Annotated in this window: 20 protein-coding genes and 1 pseudogene; 5 read left to right on the top strand and 16 right to left on the bottom strand. The window is 74.6% G+C overall.

Annotation, left to right across the window (positions count from 1 at the left end; genetic code table 11):
- Positions 1–58 precede the first annotated feature (58 nt).
- On the top strand, positions 59–4222 hold the full coding sequence (locus ACIHAD_RS37135) for a SpoIIE family protein phosphatase (RefSeq protein ID WP_397359407.1): 4164 nt from the start codon (positions 59–61) through the stop codon (positions 4220–4222).
- Positions 4219–4545 carry an STAS domain-containing protein gene (locus ACIHAD_RS37130; RefSeq protein ID WP_397359406.1) on the top strand — a complete coding sequence of 109 codons (327 nt, stop codon included), beginning with the start codon at positions 4219–4221 and terminating at the stop codon, positions 4543–4545. Before ACIHAD_RS37135 ends, ACIHAD_RS37130 begins: the two co-directional genes overlap by 4 nt.
- 204 nt (positions 4546–4749) lie before the next feature.
- On the opposite strand, the gene ACIHAD_RS37125 is transcribed toward ACIHAD_RS37130, so the two are convergent.
- From ACIHAD_RS37125 to ACIHAD_RS37090, 8 genes and pseudogenes are all read right to left on the bottom strand, one after another.
- The gene (locus ACIHAD_RS37125) at positions 4750–5781 is read right to left on the bottom strand and encodes an ABC transporter ATP-binding protein (protein ID WP_397359557.1); all 1032 of its coding nucleotides are present in this window, start codon (positions 5779–5781) and stop codon (positions 4750–4752) included.
- Complete coding sequence (locus tag ACIHAD_RS37120) at positions 5778–6539, bottom strand: ABC transporter permease (protein WP_397359556.1); 762 nt, start codon at positions 6537–6539, stop codon at positions 5778–5780. The genes ACIHAD_RS37125 and ACIHAD_RS37120 overlap by 4 nt, the downstream gene beginning before the upstream one ends.
- A 95-nt stretch (positions 6540–6634) precedes the next feature.
- Complete coding sequence (gene modA / locus ACIHAD_RS37115) at positions 6635–7438, bottom strand: molybdate ABC transporter substrate-binding protein (protein ID WP_397359405.1); 804 nt, start codon at positions 7436–7438, stop codon at positions 6635–6637.
- 13 nt (positions 7439–7451) lie between these two features.
- Positions 7452–7865 (bottom strand): molybdopterin-binding protein, encoded by a 414-nt coding sequence (locus tag ACIHAD_RS37110; protein ID WP_397359404.1) that lies wholly within the window; start codon positions 7863–7865, stop codon positions 7452–7454.
- Positions 7866–8014: 149 nt separating this feature from the next.
- Positions 8015–9172: a Cmx/CmrA family chloramphenicol efflux MFS transporter gene (locus tag ACIHAD_RS37105; protein ID WP_397359402.1), complete on the bottom strand. Its 1158-nt coding sequence runs from the start codon at positions 9170–9172 to the stop codon at positions 8015–8017.
- Positions 9173–9479: 307 nt separating this feature from the next.
- On the bottom strand, positions 9480–10979 hold the full coding sequence (locus ACIHAD_RS37100; RefSeq protein WP_397359401.1) for an ABC transporter permease: 1500 nt from the start codon (positions 10977–10979) through the stop codon (positions 9480–9482).
- A 49-nt stretch (positions 10980–11028) separates the two neighbouring features.
- Positions 11029–11202: pseudogene (locus ACIHAD_RS37095) on the bottom strand (ATP-binding cassette domain-containing protein); the annotation flags it as partial.
- Between the two features lie 110 nt (positions 11203–11312).
- Positions 11313–11846 (bottom strand): PadR family transcriptional regulator, encoded by a 534-nt coding sequence (locus ACIHAD_RS37090; RefSeq protein ID WP_397359399.1) that lies wholly within the window; start codon positions 11844–11846, stop codon positions 11313–11315.
- Positions 11847–12169: 323 nt separating this feature from the next.
- On the opposite strand from ACIHAD_RS37090, the gene bla reads away from it, so the two are divergent.
- Entirely contained in the window at positions 12170–13126 is a 957-nt protein-coding gene (gene bla, locus ACIHAD_RS37085; protein WP_397359398.1) for a class A beta-lactamase, read from the top strand.
- Here the strand turns inward: bla and ACIHAD_RS37080 are convergent.
- The gene (locus ACIHAD_RS37080; RefSeq protein WP_397359397.1) at positions 13119–13733 is read right to left on the bottom strand and encodes a TetR/AcrR family transcriptional regulator; all 615 of its coding nucleotides are present in this window, start codon (positions 13731–13733) and stop codon (positions 13119–13121) included. The two genes, bla and ACIHAD_RS37080, sit on opposite strands and share 8 nt — an antisense overlap.
- A gap of 98 nt (positions 13734–13831) precedes the next feature.
- On the opposite strand from ACIHAD_RS37080, the gene ACIHAD_RS37075 reads away from it, so the two are divergent.
- A complete protein-coding gene (locus ACIHAD_RS37075; RefSeq protein ID WP_397359396.1) occupies positions 13832–14935 on the top strand; it encodes an FAD-dependent monooxygenase in 1104 nt (367 codons plus the stop codon).
- A gap of 33 nt (positions 14936–14968) precedes the next feature.
- On the opposite strand, the gene ACIHAD_RS37070 is transcribed toward ACIHAD_RS37075, so the two are convergent.
- The 6 genes from ACIHAD_RS37070 to ACIHAD_RS37045 all read right to left on the bottom strand — a co-directional run bounded on the left by ACIHAD_RS37070 (position 14969) and on the right by ACIHAD_RS37045 (position 19261).
- On the bottom strand, positions 14969–15574 hold the full coding sequence (locus tag ACIHAD_RS37070; RefSeq protein WP_397359395.1) for a DNA-binding response regulator: 606 nt from the start codon (positions 15572–15574) through the stop codon (positions 14969–14971).
- Positions 15571–16710 carry a sensor histidine kinase gene (locus tag ACIHAD_RS37065; RefSeq protein WP_397359394.1) on the bottom strand — a complete coding sequence of 380 codons (1140 nt, stop codon included), beginning with the start codon at positions 16708–16710 and terminating at the stop codon, positions 15571–15573. Before ACIHAD_RS37065 ends, ACIHAD_RS37070 begins: the two co-directional genes overlap by 4 nt.
- Positions 16707–17867 carry a hypothetical protein gene (locus ACIHAD_RS37060; protein ID WP_397359393.1) on the bottom strand — a complete coding sequence of 387 codons (1161 nt, stop codon included), beginning with the start codon at positions 17865–17867 and terminating at the stop codon, positions 16707–16709. The genes ACIHAD_RS37065 and ACIHAD_RS37060 overlap by 4 nt, the downstream gene beginning before the upstream one ends.
- 28 nt (positions 17868–17895) lie before the next feature.
- Entirely contained in the window at positions 17896–18021 is a 126-nt protein-coding gene (locus ACIHAD_RS37055) for a hypothetical protein (RefSeq protein ID WP_397359392.1), read from the bottom strand.
- Between the two features lie 338 nt (positions 18022–18359).
- Positions 18360–18647 carry a DUF1905 domain-containing protein gene (locus ACIHAD_RS37050; RefSeq protein WP_397359391.1) on the bottom strand — a complete coding sequence of 96 codons (288 nt, stop codon included), beginning with the start codon at positions 18645–18647 and terminating at the stop codon, positions 18360–18362.
- A gap of 77 nt (positions 18648–18724) precedes the next feature.
- Positions 18725–19261 (bottom strand): helix-turn-helix domain-containing protein, encoded by a 537-nt coding sequence (locus ACIHAD_RS37045; protein ID WP_397359390.1) that lies wholly within the window; start codon positions 19259–19261, stop codon positions 18725–18727.
- Positions 19262–19314: 53 nt separating this feature from the next.
- On the opposite strand from ACIHAD_RS37045, the gene ACIHAD_RS37040 reads away from it, so the two are divergent.
- Positions 19315–20208 (top strand): alpha/beta fold hydrolase, encoded by an 894-nt coding sequence (locus tag ACIHAD_RS37040; RefSeq protein WP_397359389.1) that lies wholly within the window; start codon positions 19315–19317, stop codon positions 20206–20208.
- Positions 20209–20211: 3 nt separating this feature from the next.
- On the opposite strand, the gene ACIHAD_RS37035 is transcribed toward ACIHAD_RS37040, so the two are convergent.
- A complete protein-coding gene (locus ACIHAD_RS37035) occupies positions 20212–20805 on the bottom strand; it encodes a TetR/AcrR family transcriptional regulator (protein WP_397359388.1) in 594 nt (197 codons plus the stop codon).
- Between the last annotated feature and the right edge of the window lie 8 nt (positions 20806–20813).

Genomic DNA, 20813 nt, shown 5'->3' with positions numbered 1-20813 from the left:
GGCGTCATCTCGGGCAGGGCGGGTGGGCTCGCTCGCAGTGAACGAGGAGGGGGTCCAGATGGCACGCGACGACCACGGTGGGCAGGAGCCGGCGGCGGCGTCCGGTGCCGGGATCTTCACCGTGGACGACGAGGTCGGCCGCGACCTGGCCGCGGTCGACTGGGAGGCGACCCCGCTGGGCCGCCCGGAGCACTGGCCGCAGAGCCTCCAGACGGCGGTGAGCATCCTGCTGTCGTCCCGGTTCTCCATGTGGATGGCGTGGGGGCCGGAGCTGACGTTCTTCTGCAACGCCGCCTACCGCCGCGACACGCTGGGCCAGAAGTACCCGTGGGCGCTGGGCCGGCCGGCCGGCGAGGTGTGGGCGGAGATCTGGGACGACATCGGCCCGCGGATCGACGCCGTCCTGTCCACCGGGAAGGCGACCTGGGACGAGGCGCTGCTGCTGTTCCTGGAGCGGGCCGGCTACCCGGAGGAGACGTACCACACCTTCTCCTACAGCCCGCTGCGCGACGACCACGGCTCGGTGGTCGGCATGCTCTGCGTGGTCAGCGAGGAGACCGAGCGCATCATCGGCGAACGCCGCATGGCCACCCTGCGCGACCTCGGCTCCGACCCCAGCGTGGTCCGCACCGAGCAGGAGATGCTGGCCTTCGCCTGCCGCCAGCTCGGCCGCAACCTCCGGGACCTGCCCTTCACCCTGACCTACCTGTTCGGCGGCGACGGACGGGCGCGGCTGGCAGGGGCGACGGGGCTGCCCGCCGGGCATCCGGCCGCCCCGGCCACCCTCACGCCCGGCGACCCGGACGCGGTCTGGCCGGCGCAGGCCGCGGCCCGCGGCGAGACCACGCTCGTGGCGCTCGACGCGGCGCCCTTCGCCGGGCTGCCGCCGGGGAACTGGTCGGAGCCGCCCACGCGGGCGCTGGTGGTGCCGCTGCTGCAACAGGGAGGCATGCCGTACGGGTTCGTGGTCGCCGCGCTCAACCGCTACCGCCATCTGGACGACGCGTACCGCGGGTTCATCGAGCTGGCCGCCGGGCACGTCGCCACCGGCATCTCCTCGGCCCGCAGCTACCAGGCCCAGCAGCGGCGGGCCGAGGAGCTGGCCGAGCTCGACCGGGCGAAGACCGTGTTCTTCTCCAACATCAGCCACGAGTTCCGCACCCCGCTCACCCTGATCATGGGCCCGGTCCGGGAGCTGCGGAACACCCTGGCCGGGGCCGCCCCCGAGGTGCGTCAGGACCTGGAGGTCGTCCACCGCAACGCCCTGCGGCTGGGCCGGCTGGTCAACACGCTGCTCGACTTCTCCCGGATCGAGGCCGGCCGCATGCAGGCCCGCTACGAGCCGGTCGACCTGGCGGCGGTGACCGCCGACCTGGCCAGCGTCTTCCGCTCGGCGATCGACAAGGCCGGCCTGTCGTTCGAGGTGGACTGCCCACCGCTGGACGAGCCGGTCTACATCGACCGGCCCATGTGGGAGAAGGTCGTGCTCAACCTGCTCAGCAACGCGCTGAAGTTCACCTTCGACGGCTCGATCGCCGTCCGGGTGGGCGTGCGGGACGGCCGGGCCGTGGTGACCGTCTCCGACACGGGCATCGGCGTCCCGGCCGAGGAGCTGCCGCGCCTGTTCGAACGCTTCCACCGGATCGAGAGCGCCCGCTCGCGCTCCAACGAGGGCAGCGGCATCGGGCTGGCCCTCGTCCAGGAGCTCGTCGGCCTGCACGGCGGCACCATCACCGCCGAGAGCGCCGAGGACGAGGGCACGACGTTCACCATCCGGCTGCCCTTCGGCGCCGACCATCTCCCCGTGGGGAGCCTGGTGCCGGCCCGTCCGGCGGAGGCGGTCTCGGCCGGCGCCGAGCCGTTCGTGCAGGAGGCGCTGCGCTGGCTGCCCGAGGACGACACCGCCGCGGGGACGTCCTCCTCCGACGTCTCGGCGGACGGCGGCGGCGCGCCGGGGCTGAGCGGCGGCACGCCGGCCCGGGTGCTGATCGCCGACGACAACAGGGACATGCGCGAGTACCTGGTCCGGCTGCTCAAGAGCGCCGGCTACCAGGTCACCGCCGTCAGCGACGGCCTCCAGGCGCTGGACGCCGTGCACGCCGACGGGCCCGACCTCGTGGTCAGCGACGTGATGATGCCGCGCCTGGACGGCCTGGCCCTGGTCGCGGCGTTGCGGGCCGATCCGCGTACCGCGGGGGTGCCCGTGCTGCTGCTGTCGGCCCGCGCCGGGCAGGAGGCCTCGATCGAGGGCCTGGCGGCGGGCGCGGACGACTACCTGGTCAAGCCGTTCTCGGCCGCCGAGCTGCTGGCGCGGGCGCGGGCCAACGTGGAGCTGGCGCGGATGCGCAACCACCACGCCCGCTGGCGCAACGCCATGATCGACTCCTTGCAGGAGGCGTTCTTCGTCACCGACGAGGACGGCGCGGTGATCGAGATCAACTCCGCGTTCACCGACATCCTCGGCTTCGGCCCGGAGGGCCTGCCCTACACCCCCCGGCATCCCTGGTGGCCGGACGAGGAGAGCGACCCGCAGGCCCACGCCCTGGTCGCCGAGGTGTTCGGCCGGCTCGTCGGCGAGGGCAGGGGCCGCGCGGTCATCCCCGTCACCCACCGCGACGGGCACCAGGTGTGGGTCGCGGTCACGTTCAACGCGGTCACCGACCCCGACACCCGCCGGCGCCGCGCCGTGGGCACCCTGCGCGACGTGACCGCCGAGCACCACCTCGTGCAGCGCGAGAGCGCGCTGGCCGCGCTCAGCGTGCGGGTCGCGCAGGCCGACAACCTGAACGACGCCCTGGCCGGCGGCCTGGACGCGCTCCAGGAGGTCTGGCACGCCCGGCAGGTCGCGGCCGTCGTCTGGGACGAGGACGGCGCACGCGACCCGATCGGCGCAGGCTGGCAGGACCTGCCGGAACAGGTGCGCGCCAAGCTCACGGGCCTGCGCGAGCAGCCGCCCCTGCGGGCGGTCGCCTCCGAGTCGGACGGGGCCGGCATCACCCTGGAACACCCCGAGGGCCTGCTGGCCGTCTGGATCGACCTGGGCCAGAACCGGCCGTTCACCCACGAGGACCAGACCCTGCTGGCGCTGCTGGCCGGCCACCTGGGCCAGGGCCTGCACCGGGTGCACCACCTCGACCAGCAGCGCGAGGCGGCCGTCGCGCTCCAGCGCGCCATCCTCGGGCCGTCCCGGCTGCCCAGCGGCTTCGCCGTGCGCTACGAGCCGGCCACCCGCCCCCTGGAGGTCGGCGGCGACTGGTACGACATCCTGCCGCTGTCGGAGGAGCGCATCGGGATCGTCGTCGGCGACTGCGTGGGGCGCGGGCTGGAGGCGGCGGCCGTCATGGGACAGCTGCGCAGCGCCTGCCGGGCCCTGCTGCTCCAGGACGCCGGGCCCGCCCAGGTGTTCGCCGCGCTCGACCGCTTCGCCGCCCTCATCCCGGGCGCCAGGTGCACCACCGTCTTCTGCGGCGTCCTGGACACCGCCACCGGCGACCTCGCCTACTCCAGCGCCGGCCATCCCCCCGGCATCCTGGCCCACGCCGACGGCACGACCGAGCTGCTGGAGGGCGGCCGCTCGACCCCGCTGGGCGTACGGTCCGCGCGCGGGCGCACGGAGGCCGGCTGCACCATGCCGGCCCGCTCCACGCTCCTGCTCTACACCGACGGGCTCGTCGAACGGCGGCGGCGTCCGCTGACCGCCGGCATCGGCGAGGCCAGCACCGCCGTCCAGGTCGGGCGTTCCACCCCGATCGAGGAGCTGGCCAGCGACCTCATGTCCTCCCTCACCCCGGACGGCGGCTTCAACGACGACGTCGCGCTGCTGCTCTACCGCCAGCCCGCCCCGCTGGAGGTGGACTTCCCCGCCGAGTCGAGCCAGCTCGCCCCGGTCCGCTCGGCCCTGCGGGAGTGGCTGGCCCGCTGCCAGCTCACCCCCTCGCTGGTGCAGAACGTGCTGGTGGCGGCGGGGGAGGCGTGCGCCAACGCGATCGAGCACGGCCACCGCGACGCGCCCGGCCGGACGATCCGCCTGCGGGCCGTCGCGACCCCGGGCGACCTGCGCCTGACCGTCGCCGACACCGGCCACTGGAAGCCTCCGGAGCCCGAGGCGAACCCGCACCGGGGCCGGGGCGTGGCGCTCATGCGCGCCCTGATGAACGAGGTCAGCATCCAACCCGGCGCGGCCGGTACCACCGTCGACATGCATGCGAGGATCAGCTCATGACCACCCCTCTGACCCTGGCGGCCTCGACGCGTCCCGACGGCACCCTGGTCGTCGCCGCGACCGGCGAGATCGACATGAGCAACGCCGGGGCGCTGGAGGAGGCGCTGGCCGGGACCGGCGAGGGCATGGTGCTCGTCGACCTGAGCGGGGTGGAGTACCTGGACAGCGCGGGCCTGACCGTCCTGTTCACGCACGCCTCGCGGATCCGGCTCGTCGCCAACCCGCTGCTCGAACCCGTCCTGACGATCGCGGGCTTCGCCGACGTGGCCGCCATCGAGGAGATCACCTACGCCGAACCCTCCCCGGACGCGAACGACGCCTGAGGATGCGAGAGACTTCGCCCACCTGACTTTCGCCGGGCCGCTGCTCGTCGACGTGTGGGCCGCGACGGTCACCGCGCGGTGCTGTCCTGGGGCGACCTCGCCGGCACGTCAGCGGCGTCACCGGGATCAGGGTCTGCGTGGATGGCCGGTTATGGGTCGGGACGACCATGAGTAGCCGGGGGCGGCGTGCTGCTCGGAGGTCGTTCAGGCGGGGTAGGCGTGCGTCTCGGTGGCCTTGACCGAGGCCCAGATCTGCTGGCCGGGGGTCAGGTCCAGGTCGGCGACGGCGGCGGGGGTGATGTCGGCGAAGGCGGTGAGGGGGCCGTCGAGGTGCACGCGTACGTTGTCGCCGTGCCGTTCGATGCCCTCGATCCGGGCCTGCCAGAGGTTGCGCGGGCTGCCGTCGGGACGGCTGCGGTACAGCGCCACGGCGGCCGGCGGAAAGGCCGCGAACGCGGGCCCGTCGACCTCCTCGGACGCGTGCAGCAGCACCTCGCCGACCTTGACCCCGGTGCCGTCGGCCACGCCGCGATAGAGGTTGAGCCCGACCAGCCGGGCCACGTAGTCGGTGCGCGGATGGCGGGCGACCTCGGCCGGCGAGCCCTCCTGGACGACCGTGCCGCCCTCGATGACGATCAGCCGGTCGGCCAGCACCATCGCGTCGAGCGGATCGTGGGTGACCAGCACGGTCGCGCCGTCGAAGTCGGCCAGGTGGCGGCGGAGCTGGGAGCGGATCTCCAGCCGGGTGTGGGCGTCGAGCGCGGCCAGCGGCTCGTCCAGCAGCAGCAGCTCGGGCCGTACGGCCAGCGCGCGGGCGAGCGCGACCCGCTGCGCCTGACCGCCTGACAGCCGCCGCGGTCTGGCGGCGGCGTGCGCGGCCAGGCCGACGCGCTCCAGCAGCGCGGCGGCGATCCGGCGGGCCTCGGCCTTGGGCACGCCCTGGCAGCGCGGCCCGAAGGCGACGTTGTCGAGGGCCGACAGGTGGGGGAAGAGCAGGTAGTCCTGGAAGACCATGCCGATCGGACGGTCCTCGGCGGGCAACGTGTGCAGCGGCGCGCCGCGCAGGCTGATCCGCCCGCCGCTCATCGGGGTGAGCCCGGCCAGGGCGCGCAGGGCGGTGGTCTTGCCCGCGCCGTTGGGGCCGAGCAGCGCCACCACCTCGCCGGCGGCGACCCGCAGGGAGAGGTCGAGGGTGAAGGCGGGCCGGGTGACGACCAGCCGGGCGTCGAGGGTCATGGCGCGCTCACCCACCGGTCGCGCAGGCTGGCCAGGATGACCACCGAGACGGCCAGCAGCACCAGGCTGAGCACGATCGCCGCCTCCGGCTCGGTCTCCAGCGCCAGGTAGACGGCCAGCGGCATCGTACGGGTCGTGCCGGGGAAGTTCCCGGCGAACGTGATCGTCGCCCCGAACTCGCCCAATGCCCGCGCCCAGCACAACACGGCCCCGGCCACCACGCCCGGCATGACCATGGGCAGCGTCACGCGCCGGAACACCGTCCAGCGGGAGGCGCCGAGCGTCGCGGCGGCCTCCTCGAAACGCTGGTCGGCGCCGCGCAGCGCGCCCTCCACGCTGATCACCAGGAAGGGCATCGCGACGAACGCCTCGGCGACGATCACCCCCGCCGTCGTGAACGGCAGCGTGATGCCGAAGGCGGACGCCAGCCACTGCCCGGCCAGGCCGCGCCGGCCCAGCACCAGCAGCAGCGCCACGCCGCCGACCACCGGCGGCAGCACCAGCGGCACGGTGACCAGCGCGCGCACCAGCCGCCGCCCCGGGAACGACACCCGGGCCAGCAGCCAGGCCAGCGGCACGCCGAGCAGCAGGCAGCAGGCCGTGGCGACGGTCGCGCAGAACAGCGACAGCCGCAGCGCCTCCAGCACGTGCGGCTCGGCCAGCCGCTGGAGCAACGTGGGCCAGGGGGCGCGGATCAGCAGCCCGGCCAGCGGCAGCACCAGGAAGGCCAGCCCCGCCAGCGCGGGCACGACCAGCATCCACGGCGCCCGCCCCGAGATCTCACGGCCCGTGGCCGGACGCGCGGCGGGCCCGCCGCGCGGGTCCGCCGGGACGGGCCGTCCGGGCGGAGGGGTCACGGGGCCTCGAAGCCGGCCTTGGCCAGCACGTCCTTGCCCTGCCGGGACAGCACCAGGTCGACGAACCGCTTGGCCAGGTCACCGGCCGGCGCCTTGGTCAGGGTCGCGATCGGGTAGTCGTTGATCGCCTGGCCGGCCTCGGGGAAGTCGATGCCGGTCACCTTGCCGCCGGAGGCGATCACGTCGGTCCGGTAGACCAGCGCGGCGTCCACCTCGCCCAGTCGCACCTTGGTCAGCGTGGCCTTGACGTCCTGCTCCAGCGTCACCGGCTCGACCTTGAGACCGGCCGCGCCGAGCGCCTTGACCGCGGCGGCGCCGCACGGCACCTGCTCGGCGCAGAGCGCCACCTTCACCTGGGGGTCGGCCAGGTCCTTCAGCTCGTCGACCTTGGCGGGGTTGTCGGCCGGCACCGCGATCTGCAGCTTGTTGCGGACGAAGGTGGTCGGCGCGGCGGCGAGGGAGGCGTCGGTGACCGTCTTCATGGTGGCCGGGCTGGCCGCGGCGAACACGTCGGCCGGGGCGCCCTGGACGATCTGCTGGGCCAGGGTGGCGCTGGAGCCGAAGTTGAACTTCACCGTCGTGCCCGGGTGAGCGCTCTCGAAGCTCTTGCCGAGCTCGGTGAACGTCCCGGTCAGCGACGCGGCCGCGAACACCGTCACCTCCTCGGCACCCCCGCCGGCGGACGCCGCGGGGGCCGAGGAGGCGGACGTGGCCGGCGCGCCGGAGCCGCAGCCGGCCAGGCCCGTCAACGTGAAGGCGACGGGCAGGGCGATCGCCCATCGGGAAAGACGCCTGAACATCAAGGGGGGCTCCTCACACCTGACTGGCCACGCGTTCGTGACCCGGGATCTCCACGACGACGTTGGTGGACTTGATCACGGCGACCGCCACCACCCCCACCTCCAGGCCCAGCTCGTCGGCCGCCTGGCGGCTCATCAGCGACACCACCCGGAACGGCCCGGCGGCGATCTCCACCTGGGCCATCACCGCGTCGCGGATCACCTCGGTCACGATCCCGCGGAAGCGGTTGCGCGCCGAGGAGCGCCCGCCCTCGCCGTCGGTCTCGATCTGCGAACGGGCGAAGGCCGCCAGATCGGCGCCGTCGACGCGCCGGTGGCCGTGCTCGTCGCGCCCGGCCGCCAGCCGGCCCGCGTCGACCCACCGGCGGACGGTGTCGGAGCTGACCCCGAGCAGCGCCGCGGCCTCGCTGATCCGAAACGTCGTCACAAGCCCACACCCTACCTTCCGCATATTCCACCCTGAAGCCCGGTCTGGCTACGCAACAGCGACACGGTCGCCGGGTGTGCCCTCGCATCCACGAGAGCAGACCCGGCGACCGCGCCGGTCACCGCCGCCGGACCATCTTCCCCTCTCGGTCAGCGCGGCGTGACGCTCGCGGACGACCTGTGGGCCAGGGCCGCCACGGCGAGGGCCGCGACCACCAGCAGGGCGCTGACCCACGGCGCGGACCGGTAGCCGAGCCCGGCGGCGATGGCCGCGCCGCCGAGGGCCGGGCCGGCGGTGGCCCCGACGTTGAGCGCCGCGGTGGCGAAGGAGCCGCCGAGCGAGGGCGCCGCGGCCGCCGCGTACAGGACGCGGGCGATCAGGGTCGAGCCGACCGCGAAGGACAGCGCCCCCTGGACGAGGACGAGCACGAACGCCGCGACCGGATGGCCCGCCGCGTACGCGAAGAGCGCCCACCCGGCCGGCAGGGCGAGCCCGCCCGCGACGAGGACCAGCGCCGGCCGCGTGTCCGACAGCCGTCCGGCGGCGGTCACCCCGGCGAACGACCCCAGCCCGAACAGCGCCAGCAGCACCGGCACCCATCCCGCGGAGAAGCCGCTCACCTCGGTGACCAGCGGCGACAGGTAGGTGAAGGTGCAGAAGGTGGCGGCGTTGACCAGCGCGCCCAGCGCCAGCGCGACCAGCAGGCGCGGCTCGCGCAGCGCCCGCAGCTCGTGCCGGGCGCGGGGACGGGCGCTCTCCTGCCCGCCGCCCGGCACCGAGCGCACGACGGCGAGCACGGCCGGCAGCGAGACCAGGGCCACCGCCCAGAACGCCGACCGCCAGCCGAACGCCTGGCCGAGCACGGCCCCGGCGGGCACCCCGGCGACGCACGCCAGCGTGATCCCGCCGAGCAGGACGGACGTGGCCCGTCCCCTGGCGTCCGGCGCGACCATGCCGGCCGCCGTGGCCAGGCCCACGGCGAGGAAACCGGCGTTGGCCAGCGCCCCGAGGACCCGGGTCACCAGCAGCACGGCGAAGTCGGCGGTGAGCGCGCCCGCGACGTGCACGAGCACGAACGCGACGAGGAAGACGAGCAGGGCCCGCCGGCGCGGCCAGCGCAGGCTGAGCAGCGCCATGAGCGGCGCCCCGACGACCATGCCCGCGGCGAACGCGGACGTCAGCGCGCCGGCGGCCGGGACGGACACGCCCAGGTCGGCGGCGATGGCCGGGACCAGCCCGGACAGCATGAACTCCGACGTTCCCTGGGCGAACACGGCCAGCCCGAGAACGTAGATGGCGAAAGGCACGAGCGGAACTCCAAGAAGCAGCACGAAGGAACGCGGCGCGCCGGCGGCACAGCGGGGCGCGGGCGCTACCGCGAGTGGAAAAGCCCCGGGTTCGACGCCACGACGGTGGCGGAACGTCCGGGAGGAATCGGTCCGTGCGAAGGTGCTCCGGTGACGGGAGGGCGCGCGGTCTCAGCGACGGCGCTGCCGCATGACATCACGAGAAGCCACCGACGATCGGTGGCTAGCGTCTTGACGCCTCGGGACCGGACACGCGCCCCACCCTAATCCAAGATCACGAAGCCCGTCCACCGGGTTTCTCGCGGCGTCACGCCGTCTCGGCGCTGAGGGCCTGGGCCACGGGCCGTCGGGCGGCCAGCCGCGCGGGCAGGGCGGTGAGCGCCGTGGTCGCCAGGAGGGCGGCCGACGCGGCGCCGACCAGCCAGGAGGTGGGGGCCGCCACCGCGTTGCCGGCCGCGAAGAGCGAGAGCAGGCCGTAGCCCCGCTCGGGCTGGACGTGGAGGGTGAGCAGGGCGACGATCGCGATCACCGTGGTGGCGGTGGAGCACGCCTGGAGCACGGCCCGGCCGGGCCTGCGGGCGGTCAGCCGCAGGCCGAGCAGGAGCGGCGTGGGCAGCAGCGCCGACAGCGCGGTGACCCAGGGCCGGTGACGCGGCGGGCGCGCGGCCGCGGACAGCGCCGTGACGGTCGCCGTCCGCATGGCCCGCAATGTGGGGCGCAGCGTGGACAGCACCGCCACCGCCACGGCCAGGACGGTCGCGGTGACGACGGGAGTGCCGCCGAGCTCGGCCGCGTCGCCGATCCGGCTGGCCGTGGGGCTGGCCAGGCCGGGCGCGGCCAGTCGGGCGATCGTCAGCCCCAGCGCGTCGCCGGCCAGTCCCAGCGCCAGGTATTCGGTGAGCAGGACGGTGGCGATCAGCCCGGGCCCGGCTCCGGCGGCCTTGAGCAGCCCGGCCCGGCGCGTCTGCTCGGCGGCGCGTCCCGCGGCCAGCGCCGCCACCCCGGTGACGGCCAGGAGGCTGAGCAGCCAGCTCCCGACCACCAGGATCGGCCGGCTGTCCTTGAGGATGACGGTGTCCTGCCCGGCCATGAACTGCCAGGAGTGGAAGTCGACCCTGACGTCCGGGTCGCGGTGCGCCTCGCGGAACGCCTCGGTCGCGGCGGGGTCGCGCAGCTTGAGGTCGATGGCCGTGGTCACCGGGAGACGCCGGGACGAGGCCAGCGTCCGAGCCTCCGAACTGGTCATCCAGGCCAGGCCGCCGGAGTCGCTGGGGCCGCCGCCGGGGCCGATCTGCGCCGCCCAGGGGTAGATCGAGGTGGCCGCGGTGGCGGCGATCCCGACGACCGGGTACGACCGGCCGGCGATGGTGACGCGGTCGCCGACGCCGACGCCCAGGGCGGCGGCGAAGCCGCGTTCCAGGACGGTGCCGCCGGGACGCACCCACCGGCCCGAGGTCACCAGCGGCCGGTTGACCGCGCCGGGCCGCTCGGCGAAGCCGTGCACCACCACCCGGGACGACGCCGAAGCACTCGTGGTGAGGTCGGCGTAGACGATGCGGTAGGGGCCGTGGTGGGCGACCACGGCGGGGTCGCCGGCCAGCGCGGTCAGGGCCGAGGTCACGGCGCGGCCCGTGTCGCCGGACAGCGCCACCACGTCCGGCCCGGCGGTGGCCGCGCGGGTCTGCTCGTACATCGACCGGCTCGCATCGCCCAGGGACAGGCCCAGGGCCATCGTGGCGGTGGCCACGGTCACCGCGAGCAGCAGCATCAGGGCCTGGGCCCGATGCCGCCGCAGGTCGGCCAGCACCAGGCAGCGCGGGCAGCTCGACGTTCTCGGCCGCCGACAGCTCCTCCATCAGGTGGAACGCCTGGAAGACGAACCCGACGGACCGGCGGCGCATGCGGGACAGGGCCCGCTCGCTCATCGTGTCGATGCGCCGCCCGGCCAGCCACACCTCTCCGCCGGTCGGCCGCTCCAGGCCGCCCAGCAGGTGCAGCAGGGTGGACTTCCCGCAGCCGCTGGGGCCCATCACCGCCAGGGTCTGCCCCTGGGGCACCTCAAGGTCGACCTCGTCCACCGCGTGGACCCGGCTCTGTCCCTGACCGTGCGTCCGCACCAGGCCGCGGGCCCGTATCGCGTTCATGCGCCCTCGAATTCGTCGTCGCGCCGGGACCAGGAGCGCTCGCAGGCGTCCAGCCAGCGCAGGTCGGCCTGCAACCGCAGCACGACCCCTTCCAGCAGCAGGCCGGCGGGTGATCCGGCCGGCTCGGCCAGCGCCGCCCGCTGGACCTCGCGCAGGCGGCGCAGCAGCTCGCGGCGCTGGGCCGCCACCAGCTCGACCGGGTCGGCGAGCCGGGCCGCGGCGGCTGCGGCGAGCTTGAGATGGAACTCCGCCAGGTCCGGTTTCGGCCAGCCCACCTCGGCCAGCCAGGCGGCCACCCGCCGCTGGCCGTCGGGGGTCAGCGCGTAGACCTTGCGGTCGGGCCGCTCGGGGAGGCCGTCGGCCCGTTCGCAGACGACGAGCCCGGCCTTCTCCAGCCTGGCCAGGGTCACGTAGATCTGGCCGGGGTTCATCGACCCGCCCAGCGGGCCGAGAGTGCGCCGCAGGCGGGCGCGCAGGTCGTAGCCGTGCGCCGGTTCCTTGGCGAGCATCGCCAGCACCGCGTCCTGCACGGCCTCCCCCCTGACGGTTAGCCAATAGATAGCGGTTAGCCATAGGAGGTGTCAAAACCTCAGTGGGACGGTCGCGGCTCGACGACCCAAAGGCCCAGGCCGTACATCGCCCGGCCGAGCGGGACGAGTCGGTCGGCTCGACGGCGACCTTGTCACCGAATCTCTTGGTCAGCCCACCGATCTCCAGCGCCGGCGTCCTGGCGGCGAGGGTGAGGATGGCGGCAAAGACGGCCTTGCGCGCGCGGAGCACGGGTGATCGGCGGCGCGCGGCCTAGAGTGGTCACCGGGAAGATCGACCGGCCGGGGGAAGCAGGTACCACCGAATGTCCTACGAGCAATCGCGGCGTGCCCTGCTGAGGGTGACGGCCCTGTTGCCGCTGGCGGCCTGCGGCACCGGCGTCCGCCGCGCGGCCGAGCCGCCCGCGTCGCCTTCCGCCGCCTCCCCGCCCGCGTCCTCAGCCGCCGCCTCTCCGGCGGCGGTCACGCCCAGCGCGCGGCCGACCGCGGACGTCCGCCTGGCCGCGCTCGAACGCAGGCACGGCGCCCGCCTCGGCGTGTACGCCCTGGACACCGGCACCGGCACCACGCTGGCCCACCGCGCCGACGAGCGCTTCGCGTTCTGCTCCACCTTCAAGGCCCTGGCCGCGGCGGCGGTCCTGCACCGCAAACCGCTCAGCCACCTGGACGACCGCGTCACCTTCACCGGAGCCGACGTCAACTCCTTCTCACCGATCACCCAGCACCACGTCGCGGACGGCATGACCGTCCGGCAACTCTGCGACGCCGCCATCCGCTACAGCGACGGCACCGCGGGCAACCTGCTGATGCGCGACATCGGCGGCCCGGCCCGGCTCACCGCCTTCCTGCGCGGGCTGGGCGACACGGTGAGCCGCGTCGACCACTACGAGCCCGAGCTCAACAGGATGGGCCCGAAGAACCCGCGCGACACCACCACCCCCCGCGCGATCGCCGCCGACTACCGGGAGATCCTGCTCGGCGACGTGCTGCCCCCGGCCAAGCGCGCGCTGCTCGAAGAGTGGCTCCGGGGGACGACGACCGGCACGGCGCGGATCAGGGCCGGCCTGCCCAAGGGCTGGAAGCTGGCGCACAAGACCGGCACCGGCGACTACGGCAGGGCCAACGACATCGCCGTGGTGTGGCCGCCGGGCGGGGCCCCGCTGGTGGTGGCCGTGATGAGCGACCGCCCCGGCTACGGCACGCCGCCCGAGGAGGCGCTGATCGCCGAGGCCACCCGGGTGATCGTCCACTCCCTCACCTGACGAGTCCGAACCGGCTGGTGATGGCCCGCAGCCCCTCGACGACGTCGGCGGCCGAGGGCGCGGCCCGCGGGTCGTTGAGCCACTGGGCCATCACCCCCAGCAGCAGCGCGAGCTGCACCGAGCCGACGGCGCGCACCTCGTCCTCGGCGAGCTGCTCCTCCGGCCGGCCGGTGAGCTGCGCGGCCATGCCCCGCCGCCCCTCGCGCTGACCGGCCACGAGCTGCTCGCGCAGCTCCGGCGAGTGCTCCGCCTGGACCAGCGCCTCCAGGTTGGCCAGCCACAGCGTGCGGTGCTCGTTGATCGAGCGGACCAGCTGCGCCCACATCGCCTCGAAGCGCGCGGCGGACGGGTCGTCGGCGTCGTTCGCGCCGTCCGCGTCGTTCGCGCCGTCCAGGGCCGACAGTGCGGCGCCGACCTCGTGGCCCCACTCGTCCATGGCCTCGATCAGGGCGGCGTTGAGCAGCGCCTCGCGCGAGCCGAAGTGGTAGCCGATGGCCGCCATGCTCACGCCGGACGCCGTGGCGATGTCGCGGACGGTGGTGCGCCCCCAGCCCCTCTCCTCCAGGCAACGCCGCGCCCCGGCCAGCAGGTCTTCCCGATTTCCCATGGCCGGAAGCCTAGCACGGACGCCTTAGACAGTCGTCTTGCGCATTTGCCCAACTCTGCGTACGGTGTGGAGCGTTCACCGACGAAGAGGACATTCCCATGCGGATCCTGATCTCCGGCGGCAGCGTCGCCGGCCCCGCCCTGGCCCACTGGCTGCACCGTCACGGCCACCAGGTCACCGTCGTCGAGCGCGCCCCGGCCCCGCGCGGCGGCGGCGCGGCCATCGACTTCCGCGGCTCGGCCCTGGACGTCCTGGAGCGCATGGGCCTGCTGGCCGAGATGCGCCGGCACGCGACCACGATGACCTCCATGACGCTGGTCGACGAGGCCGGCGACGCGATCGCCGTGCTGCCCGCCGCCGCGATCTCCGGCGAGCTGGAGGTGCTCAAGTCCGACGTCACGAGCGTGCTGTACGAGGCCACCCGCGACACCGCCGAGTACCTGTTCGACGACACCGTCACCGCGCTCGACCAGGACGCGACCGAGGTGCGGGTGCGGTTCGAGAAGGCCGCGCCGCGCACGTTCGACCTGGTCGTCGGCGCCGACGGGCTGCACTCGAAGGTACGCGCGCTCGCCTTCGGCCCCGAGGCGCGCTACGTGCGCGACCTCGGCATCTACGGCGCGCTGTTCACCACCGGCAACATCCTGGGCCTGCGGGACGCGGGCCTGATGCACAACACCCCCGGCCGCAGCGCCCTGGCCTTCACCGCCCACGGCGACAGCGAACTGCGCGTCGGCCTGTCGTTCACCGCCGACGACCTCGCCTACGACCGGCGCGACCGCGCCCAGCAGGAACGGCTCGTGGCCGAGCACTACGCGGGAGCGGGCTGGGAGGTGCCCCGGCTGCTGGCGGCCATGCGGGAGGCGGAGGAGTTCTTCTTCGACTCCTCCGCCCAGGTCGTGATGGACACCTGGACGAACGGCCGGGTCACGCTGCTGGGCGACGCGGCCCACTGCGCGGCGCCGACCTCCGGCCGCGGCACCTCGCAGGCCCTGATCGGCGCGTACGTGCTGGCCGGCGAGCTGGCCGAGGCCCCCGACCACGTCACGGGACTGGCCGCCTACGAGCGCCGGATGCGCGACTACGTCGAGCGCAACCAGCGGCACGGCCGGGCCGCGGCCCGCTGGTTCTTCGGCTCGCCGGACGAGCCCATGCCGGACGAGGCCGACGACGCGGTCCCGCTCAGGGACTACGCGGTCTGAGCGGGACCGGGGGGCCTGCGACGTCCTGGCTGTTCAGAGCCAGCCGGCGTCGCGGGAGATGCGGATGGCGTCGATGCGGTTGCGCCCGCCGACCTTGCTGATCGCGTTCGACAGGTAGTTGCGCACGGTGGCCTGCGACAACGAGAGCTGGGTGGCGATCTGCGCGGTGCGGATGCCGGACGCGGCGGCGCGCAGCACCTCGGTCTCCCGGGTGGTGAGCGGGCTGCTGCCGGTCTCCAGCGCGGCGGCGACCAGCTCGGGGTCGATCACCCGTTCGCCGCGGGCGATGCGCCGGATGCCGTCGGTCAGGGTCTGGGCGGGGGCGTCCTTGACGATGAACCCCCTCACGTGCACCTTCAGCGCGCGCAGCAGGTTGCCCGGCTGGCTGAGCCCGGTGAGCACGAGCGTGCGGCAGTCGGGCAGCCGCTCGAAGAGCTGCTCGGCGGCCGACAGGCCGTCCAGGCCGGGCATGTCGATGTCCAGCACCGCGACGTCCGGGCGTACCCGGAGGGCGGCGGCCAGCACCTCGTCGCCGCGCTCGACCTCGGCGACGACCTCCATGTCGTCCTCCAGCGAGAGCAGGGCGACCAGGGCCGAGCGGATCATGTGCATGTCCTCGGCGATCAGTACGCGGATCACGGGCCTTCCTCGGGAACCTCGACCGACAGCCGGAAACGGCCGTCGTGGACGGCGGTGGACGACGAGCCGGACGCCGCGCGGGCGCGTTCGGCCACCCCGGCGAGCCCCGACCCCGGGACCGCGACGCCGCGCACGCCGTCGTTGACGATCTGCAACCGTACCGCGCCGCCGTCGCGGGCCACGGTGATGGCGCAGGTCCTGGCCTCGCTGTGGCGCAGCAGATTGGTGGTGCCCTCGCGGATGGCCCACGCCAGCGCGTCGTGGGCGGGGCCGGACAGGGGCGGCAGCGCGGCCACGTCCAGCCGGGTGTCGACCCCGGCCGCGCCGAGCAGGGCCGCCGCGCCGTCGATCTCGGTGCGCAGCGACACGGCCAGCTCGTCGCGGGTGATCGCGCGTACGTCCCTGAGGGCGTCGCGGGCCACGCCCGTCAGGCTCTCGATCTCGGCACGGGCCGCGCCGGCGTCCTTGACGAGCAGCCGCAGCGCCAGGTCGCCCTTGAGGGAGATCGCCGACAGGCTCTGGCCGAGCAGGTCGTGCAGGTCGCGCGAGACCCGGATCCGTTCCTCGCCGACCGCGGCGGCGGCCAGCTCGGCCCGGGTGGCCTCCAGGTCGTCCAGCAGCAGCACCAGGCGGGCGCCGGCGACCAGCGCCCCGCCGAACACGGTGAGGCCGAGCACGGGGTAGACGGCCAGGAGGAGGGCGTGCGGCAGCGTGGTGGAGCCGTCCCGCAACATCTGCGTCACCTCCAGCGCCGCCGGGTGCAGGACCTGCGCGAGGGCGGCCACCGCCCGCACCGGGCCGCGCAGCAGCATGACGATCGAGGCCAGGGCGAAGACGGTCACCGCCTCCCACTGCGTGGCGAGCCACCACAGGGGCAGGTTCGCCAGCAGCAGGAGCGCCGTCAGGGTCCAGGGCCAGCCGGCCGGGCGCGTCCCGCGGGAGGCGGCCAGGCTGTGGCGGAGCTGGAGCGCGAGGGCCGCCAGGACGCCCACACTCGCCAGCACGGGGTCACCGGGCAGGCCCTCCTGACCCATGCCGATGTAGACCGGCACCTGGGCGGCCAGCGGGATGTGCAGCGCGACGAACGGCCGGTGCGGATGCCGCAGCACCCAGGCCGGCGGGATCTGGGGGGTCATGCCGGCACCTCGATCGTCTCGGCCACGTCGTCGGCGCGGACCTCCAGCAGTACCCGGCCGACCTCGACGGTGGCGGTGATCGTGCAGGCGCGCACGCCGTCGGCGCGCAGCAGGCGGGTCACCGTGGCGCGCAGGGCCGCGCGTGGGCGCGGCGGGATCGTCTCGGGGACGCCCTGCCTGGGCAGCTCCAGGCGGGTGGCCACGCCCGCCGCCGACAGCAGCGTGGCGGCCGTCTCCAGCTCGGCGCGCAGCGACGGCTGCCGGTAGCCGCGCACCCGCCGCCTGGCCTCGGCCAGCGTGCGCCGTGAGTCGTCGGCGAGCCGCCCCAGCTCCTCGGCCAGCCCTGGGTCGCTGTCTGGGTCGCTGCCTGGATCGCTGTCCGGGTTGCTGTCCGGGGTGCTGCCGGGTGTCAGGGCCGCCGCCGCGCGTTCGCCGCGGGCGGCGATCGATTCCAGGGCGCCGCCGAGCGTACGGCGCAGGTCGTCGTCGATGCGCCGCCGTTCCTGCGCGACCGCCTGCTGGGCCAGCTCCTCCCTGGCCGCCTGGAGCCGGGTCAGCGCCGCGGCGAGCCAGACGAGCAGCAGCAGCGCCCCGCCGCCGCACAACACCGAGAACGGCGGCCACGACGCCGACCGCCACGGCAGGTCCAGCAGCAACGCCACCGGCGCGGCCGCCGCCACCAGCGCCACGGAGAACAGGTACGACCACGGCCCCGGCAGCACCAGCACGGCCGACACCACGAGCCCCGCGTACGCCCGCGGCCACATGTTCCCGGCCAGCGGCGTCACGCCGAGGACGATGACGGCCATGGCCGCGAACGTCCAGCATCCGGCCGGTGGACGGCGCGCGTGGGCGGCGTACCAGACGTGGCGCAGGTGCAGGGGGAGGTAGGCGGCGGTCGCGGCCAGGCTCCACAGCCCGGTGCCGCTGCCGTTGCCCTCGTAGCCGAACGACAGCGTCACCTGCAGCAGCGGCAGCAGGGAACTGCACACGACGGCGGCGACCGGTGCCAGCCGGACGACGCGGTCGGACCGCCAGAACTCCGCCACTCTGCCCACCGCCCGTCGACGTTCCCCGGCTGACCAGGGTAGGCGGGCGGGCCGGACGGCGGCGCCGTCGGGCAGCCGGGGCCTGACGGCGGTGAGCGGCAGGGCCATGAGGGCGGCTCTCGGTTCCCGTCGCGGCTCAGCCCGCGCACCGCGGGAGTACGTCGCCGGGTCCGCCGGGCGGGCGTTCGGCGAAGCAGCCGATGTCGGGGGCGGTGTGCCGGCCGTCGGGGGACATGGTCGCGGACACGACGGGTCTCGCCATGGTCGGGCTCCGATCGGCTTGTCGAGGTCGGCCGGCTCGCCGGGCGAGGTGTCCGTCGCCGCCTTCCTCCGGGGGTGTCGAGGGCATCAGCCTTCACCCGGAGGCCGGCGGCGAACAGATGCGAATGTCATCGGGCGGCCCGTGAATCTCGCGGCAGCGGGCGTCCGGTTCAGTCCCTTCGAATGGCTCGAACCGCTGGTCGACGAGCGCCTGGAGATCCAGGACGGCCGCATGGACGTGCCCGGCCGGCCGGGGCTCTGGCGGACGCCGAGCGCGGGCGAGGCGGCCAGTTCACGCGGACGACCCGGTTCGGCGGACGATGACGCGGCAGGGCGGTCTCACGGCTCGACGGTCAGCCGGACGGTCACCACGTCCCCCACGTCCAGCCCCTCGGCCGTGCGCACCCCCGCCTTGACCGGCACGACGTAGCGGCCGTCCTTGGGGAACAGCGACGTGCGCCACCGGGTCCCGCGGATCTGGGCGGTGACGGGGATCATGCCCCAGCCATAGCTGACCGAGGCGGCGGTCATCGCCAGGTCCTGGCACTCCTCGTCGGGGACGGTGACGAAATGCCAGGGCGCGGGCCCTCTCCAGAACCACACCTCGCCGCTGAACTCCACCTGCATCGGCCCAGCATAGAAGCGACCGCCCGGACCCGGCAGCACCACTGCGGGGCCGCCGCGGGCCGCTGCGGGGCCCGGTCTCAGCCGGGCGGCTCCTCGGCCGGGAACAGGATCGGGCTGACCAGGTGGCGGGTGCGCTCGGGCGCGGGCGGGTTGCCGATCCTGGGCAGGAGCGCCGCGCGCAGGTCGGCGATCAGCGCCGCACGCTCGTCGGGGCTGAGCCAGATCGCGTGCTGCCGGTAGCCGACCAGGTCGGCGGCCGGATCGGCCTGGTCGCGGTCGAGGTAGGCGTTGAACTCGGCCAGCAGGGTCGCCATGGCCACGGCGAACGCCCGGCGGTGGTCGTCCGGCGAGGCCGAGGCGGCGGTCTCGGCGTCGATGGCCGCCCGCGCCGGGCGCAGCCGGTATCGGCGCTCGACGGCCCCGCGTACGCGCTGCTCGCCCTCCACGTCGAGCAGGCCGCTCTCGGCCAGCAGGCCGACGTGCCGGTAGACGGTGGCCTTGGACACGTCGGGCAGCAGGTCGCACAGGTCGGAGGTGGTGAGCGTGCGGCCGCCCGACATGGCGTGCACGATGCGCAGCCGTACGGGGTGCAGAAGCAGATCCACCGTGTCCATGGACGTACGATCTCACACCTGCTACCTTTCTCAAACCTGAGAAAGGACGAATCATGACCAACCATGCCCTGGACGCCCCGCCACTGGGAACCCTGTACGACGTCGCCGGCCGCCGGATCATGCTGCACCGCTCGGGCGCCGATGGGCCGCCCGTGGTGTTCCTGCCCGGAGCCGGCGCCGTCGGCCTGGACTACCTCAACGTGCACGACCGCGTCGCCGAGCTGACGACCAGCGTGCTCTACGACCGCGCGGGCACCGGCTGGAGCGAGCCGGTCGAGCTGCCCCGCACCGCCGCCGAGGTGACCGACGAGCTGCGCGCGGCGCTGGCGGCGGCGGGCGTGCGCGGCCCGTACGTGCTGGCCGGCCACTCCATGGGCGGCGCGTACGCCCGCCACTACGCCCGCCGCTTCCCCGGCGACGTCGCGGCGCTGCTGCTGCTCGATCCCTTCCACGAGGACATGGCCGCCCGCGCGCCGCGGCAGGCGCGCGAGATGCTCGACCAGATGCTGGACCGGCCGCTCCCGGAGCCGACGCCGGAGCAGCTCGAAGCCGCCCGGCCGGCCGTCGCCCGGCTCCTGGCCGCCTGGCCGGACGGCGTGCGCGAGGCCCTGGTCGACCACCACCTCACCGCCTGGCGCACCGGCTGGCTGGAGGGCCGCAACCTCTACGACGCCGTCGCCGAGGAGTTCAGGACCGCGCCGCCGCCCCCCGACGTGCCGGTGATCGTGCTGTCGGCCATGGGGGCGGACGCCACCCAGTCCCAGCTCTGGCCGGAGGACGTGCTGCGCGAGATCAACGCCGGCAAGCTCGCCCTGCACGCCGAGCTGGCGGCCTCCTTCCCGCGCGGCGAGCACCGGGTGCTGGACGACGCCGGCCACGGCTGGCTGCACGAGGAACGGCGGGACGCCGTGCTCCAGGCCGTGGCGGATCTGCTGCGGGCCCTGTGAGGCTCAGGGACGCAGCGCTTTGAGCGCCAGGTCGACCAGCGCGTCGGCGTACTGTGGGGTGAGCGGGCCGGAGCGCAGCAGCCAGCGCTGGTAGAGGGGGGCGTAGAGCAGTTCGAGCGCCAGGTCGAGGTCGGCGTCGGCGGCGATCTGGCCAGCCTGCTGGGCGCTGCGCAGGCGGGTCTTCTTGGCCTCGTCGACCGGGCCGGCCAGCTTCTCGCGGTATTGGGCGGCCAGCTCGGGGTCGCCGACGATCTCCAGGTTGAGCGCCCTGATCGGCGCCTGGAAGCCGGGGTCGGCGAACTCCGCCACGGTGGCCCGCATGACGGTCTTCAGATCGGCCTCGATGTCGCCCGTGTCGGGCAGCACCACGCCCTGGTCGCCCTCGCTCAGCGCGAGGAAGGAGTCGAAGATCACGGCCCCCTTGGACCGCCACCACCGGTAGATCGTCTGCTTGCCGACGCCGGCCCGCGCGGCGATCGCCTCCACGGAGACCTTGGCGTATCCCACCTCGGACACCAGCTCCCTGGCGGCCTGGAGGATCGCCTGCCGGGAGCGCTCGCTGCGGCGCGCGGGATCGGGCTTCTTCACGCCGCCCATGATACCCC

This window comes from Nonomuraea sp. NPDC052265, assembly GCF_044547985.1.
Lineage (GTDB): Bacteria > Actinomycetota > Actinomycetes > Streptosporangiales > Streptosporangiaceae > Nonomuraea.
The sequence above is the reverse complement of the archived record's forward strand: the minus strand, read 5'-3'. Positions and strand labels throughout refer to the sequence as shown.

What these genes read in the sequence shown, in the direction of transcription:
- ACIHAD_RS37135 (WP_397359407.1), top strand. Translation starts at nt 59, where the DNA reads ATGGCACGCGACGACCACGGTGGGCAGGAGCCGGCGGCGGCGTCCGGT.
- ACIHAD_RS37130 (WP_397359406.1), top strand. Translation starts at nt 4,219, where the DNA reads ATGACCACCCCTCTGACCCTGGCGGCCTCGACGCGTCCCGACGGCACC.
- ACIHAD_RS37125 (WP_397359557.1), bottom strand. Translation starts at nt 5,781, where the DNA reads ATGACCCTCGACGCCCGGCTGGTCGTCACCCGGCCCGCCTTCACCCTC.
- ACIHAD_RS37120 (WP_397359556.1), bottom strand. Translation starts at nt 6,539, where the DNA reads ATGCTGGTCGTGCCCGCGCTGGCGGGGCTGGCCTTCCTGGTGCTGCCG.
- modA (WP_397359405.1), bottom strand. Translation starts at nt 7,438, where the DNA reads ATGTTCAGGCGTCTTTCCCGATGGGCGATCGCCCTGCCCGTCGCCTTC.
- bla (WP_397359398.1), top strand. Translation starts at nt 12,170, where the DNA reads ATGTCCTACGAGCAATCGCGGCGTGCCCTGCTGAGGGTGACGGCCCTG.
- ACIHAD_RS37080 (WP_397359397.1), bottom strand. Translation starts at nt 13,733, where the DNA reads ATGGGAAATCGGGAAGACCTGCTGGCCGGGGCGCGGCGTTGCCTGGAG.
- ACIHAD_RS37075 (WP_397359396.1), top strand. Translation starts at nt 13,832, where the DNA reads ATGCGGATCCTGATCTCCGGCGGCAGCGTCGCCGGCCCCGCCCTGGCC.
- ACIHAD_RS37065 (WP_397359394.1), bottom strand. Translation starts at nt 16,710, where the DNA reads ATGACCCCCCAGATCCCGCCGGCCTGGGTGCTGCGGCATCCGCACCGG.
- ACIHAD_RS37060 (WP_397359393.1), bottom strand. Translation starts at nt 17,867, where the DNA reads ATGGCCCTGCCGCTCACCGCCGTCAGGCCCCGGCTGCCCGACGGCGCC.
- ACIHAD_RS37055 (WP_397359392.1), bottom strand. Translation starts at nt 18,021, where the DNA reads ATGGCGAGACCCGTCGTGTCCGCGACCATGTCCCCCGACGGCCGGCAC.
- ACIHAD_RS37050 (WP_397359391.1), bottom strand. Translation starts at nt 18,647, where the DNA reads ATGCAGGTGGAGTTCAGCGGCGAGGTGTGGTTCTGGAGAGGGCCCGCG.
- ACIHAD_RS37045 (WP_397359390.1), bottom strand. Translation starts at nt 19,261, where the DNA reads ATGGACACGGTGGATCTGCTTCTGCACCCCGTACGGCTGCGCATCGTG.
- ACIHAD_RS37040 (WP_397359389.1), top strand. Translation starts at nt 19,315, where the DNA reads ATGACCAACCATGCCCTGGACGCCCCGCCACTGGGAACCCTGTACGAC.
- ACIHAD_RS37035 (WP_397359388.1), bottom strand. Translation starts at nt 20,805, where the DNA reads ATGGGCGGCGTGAAGAAGCCCGATCCCGCGCGCCGCAGCGAGCGCTCC.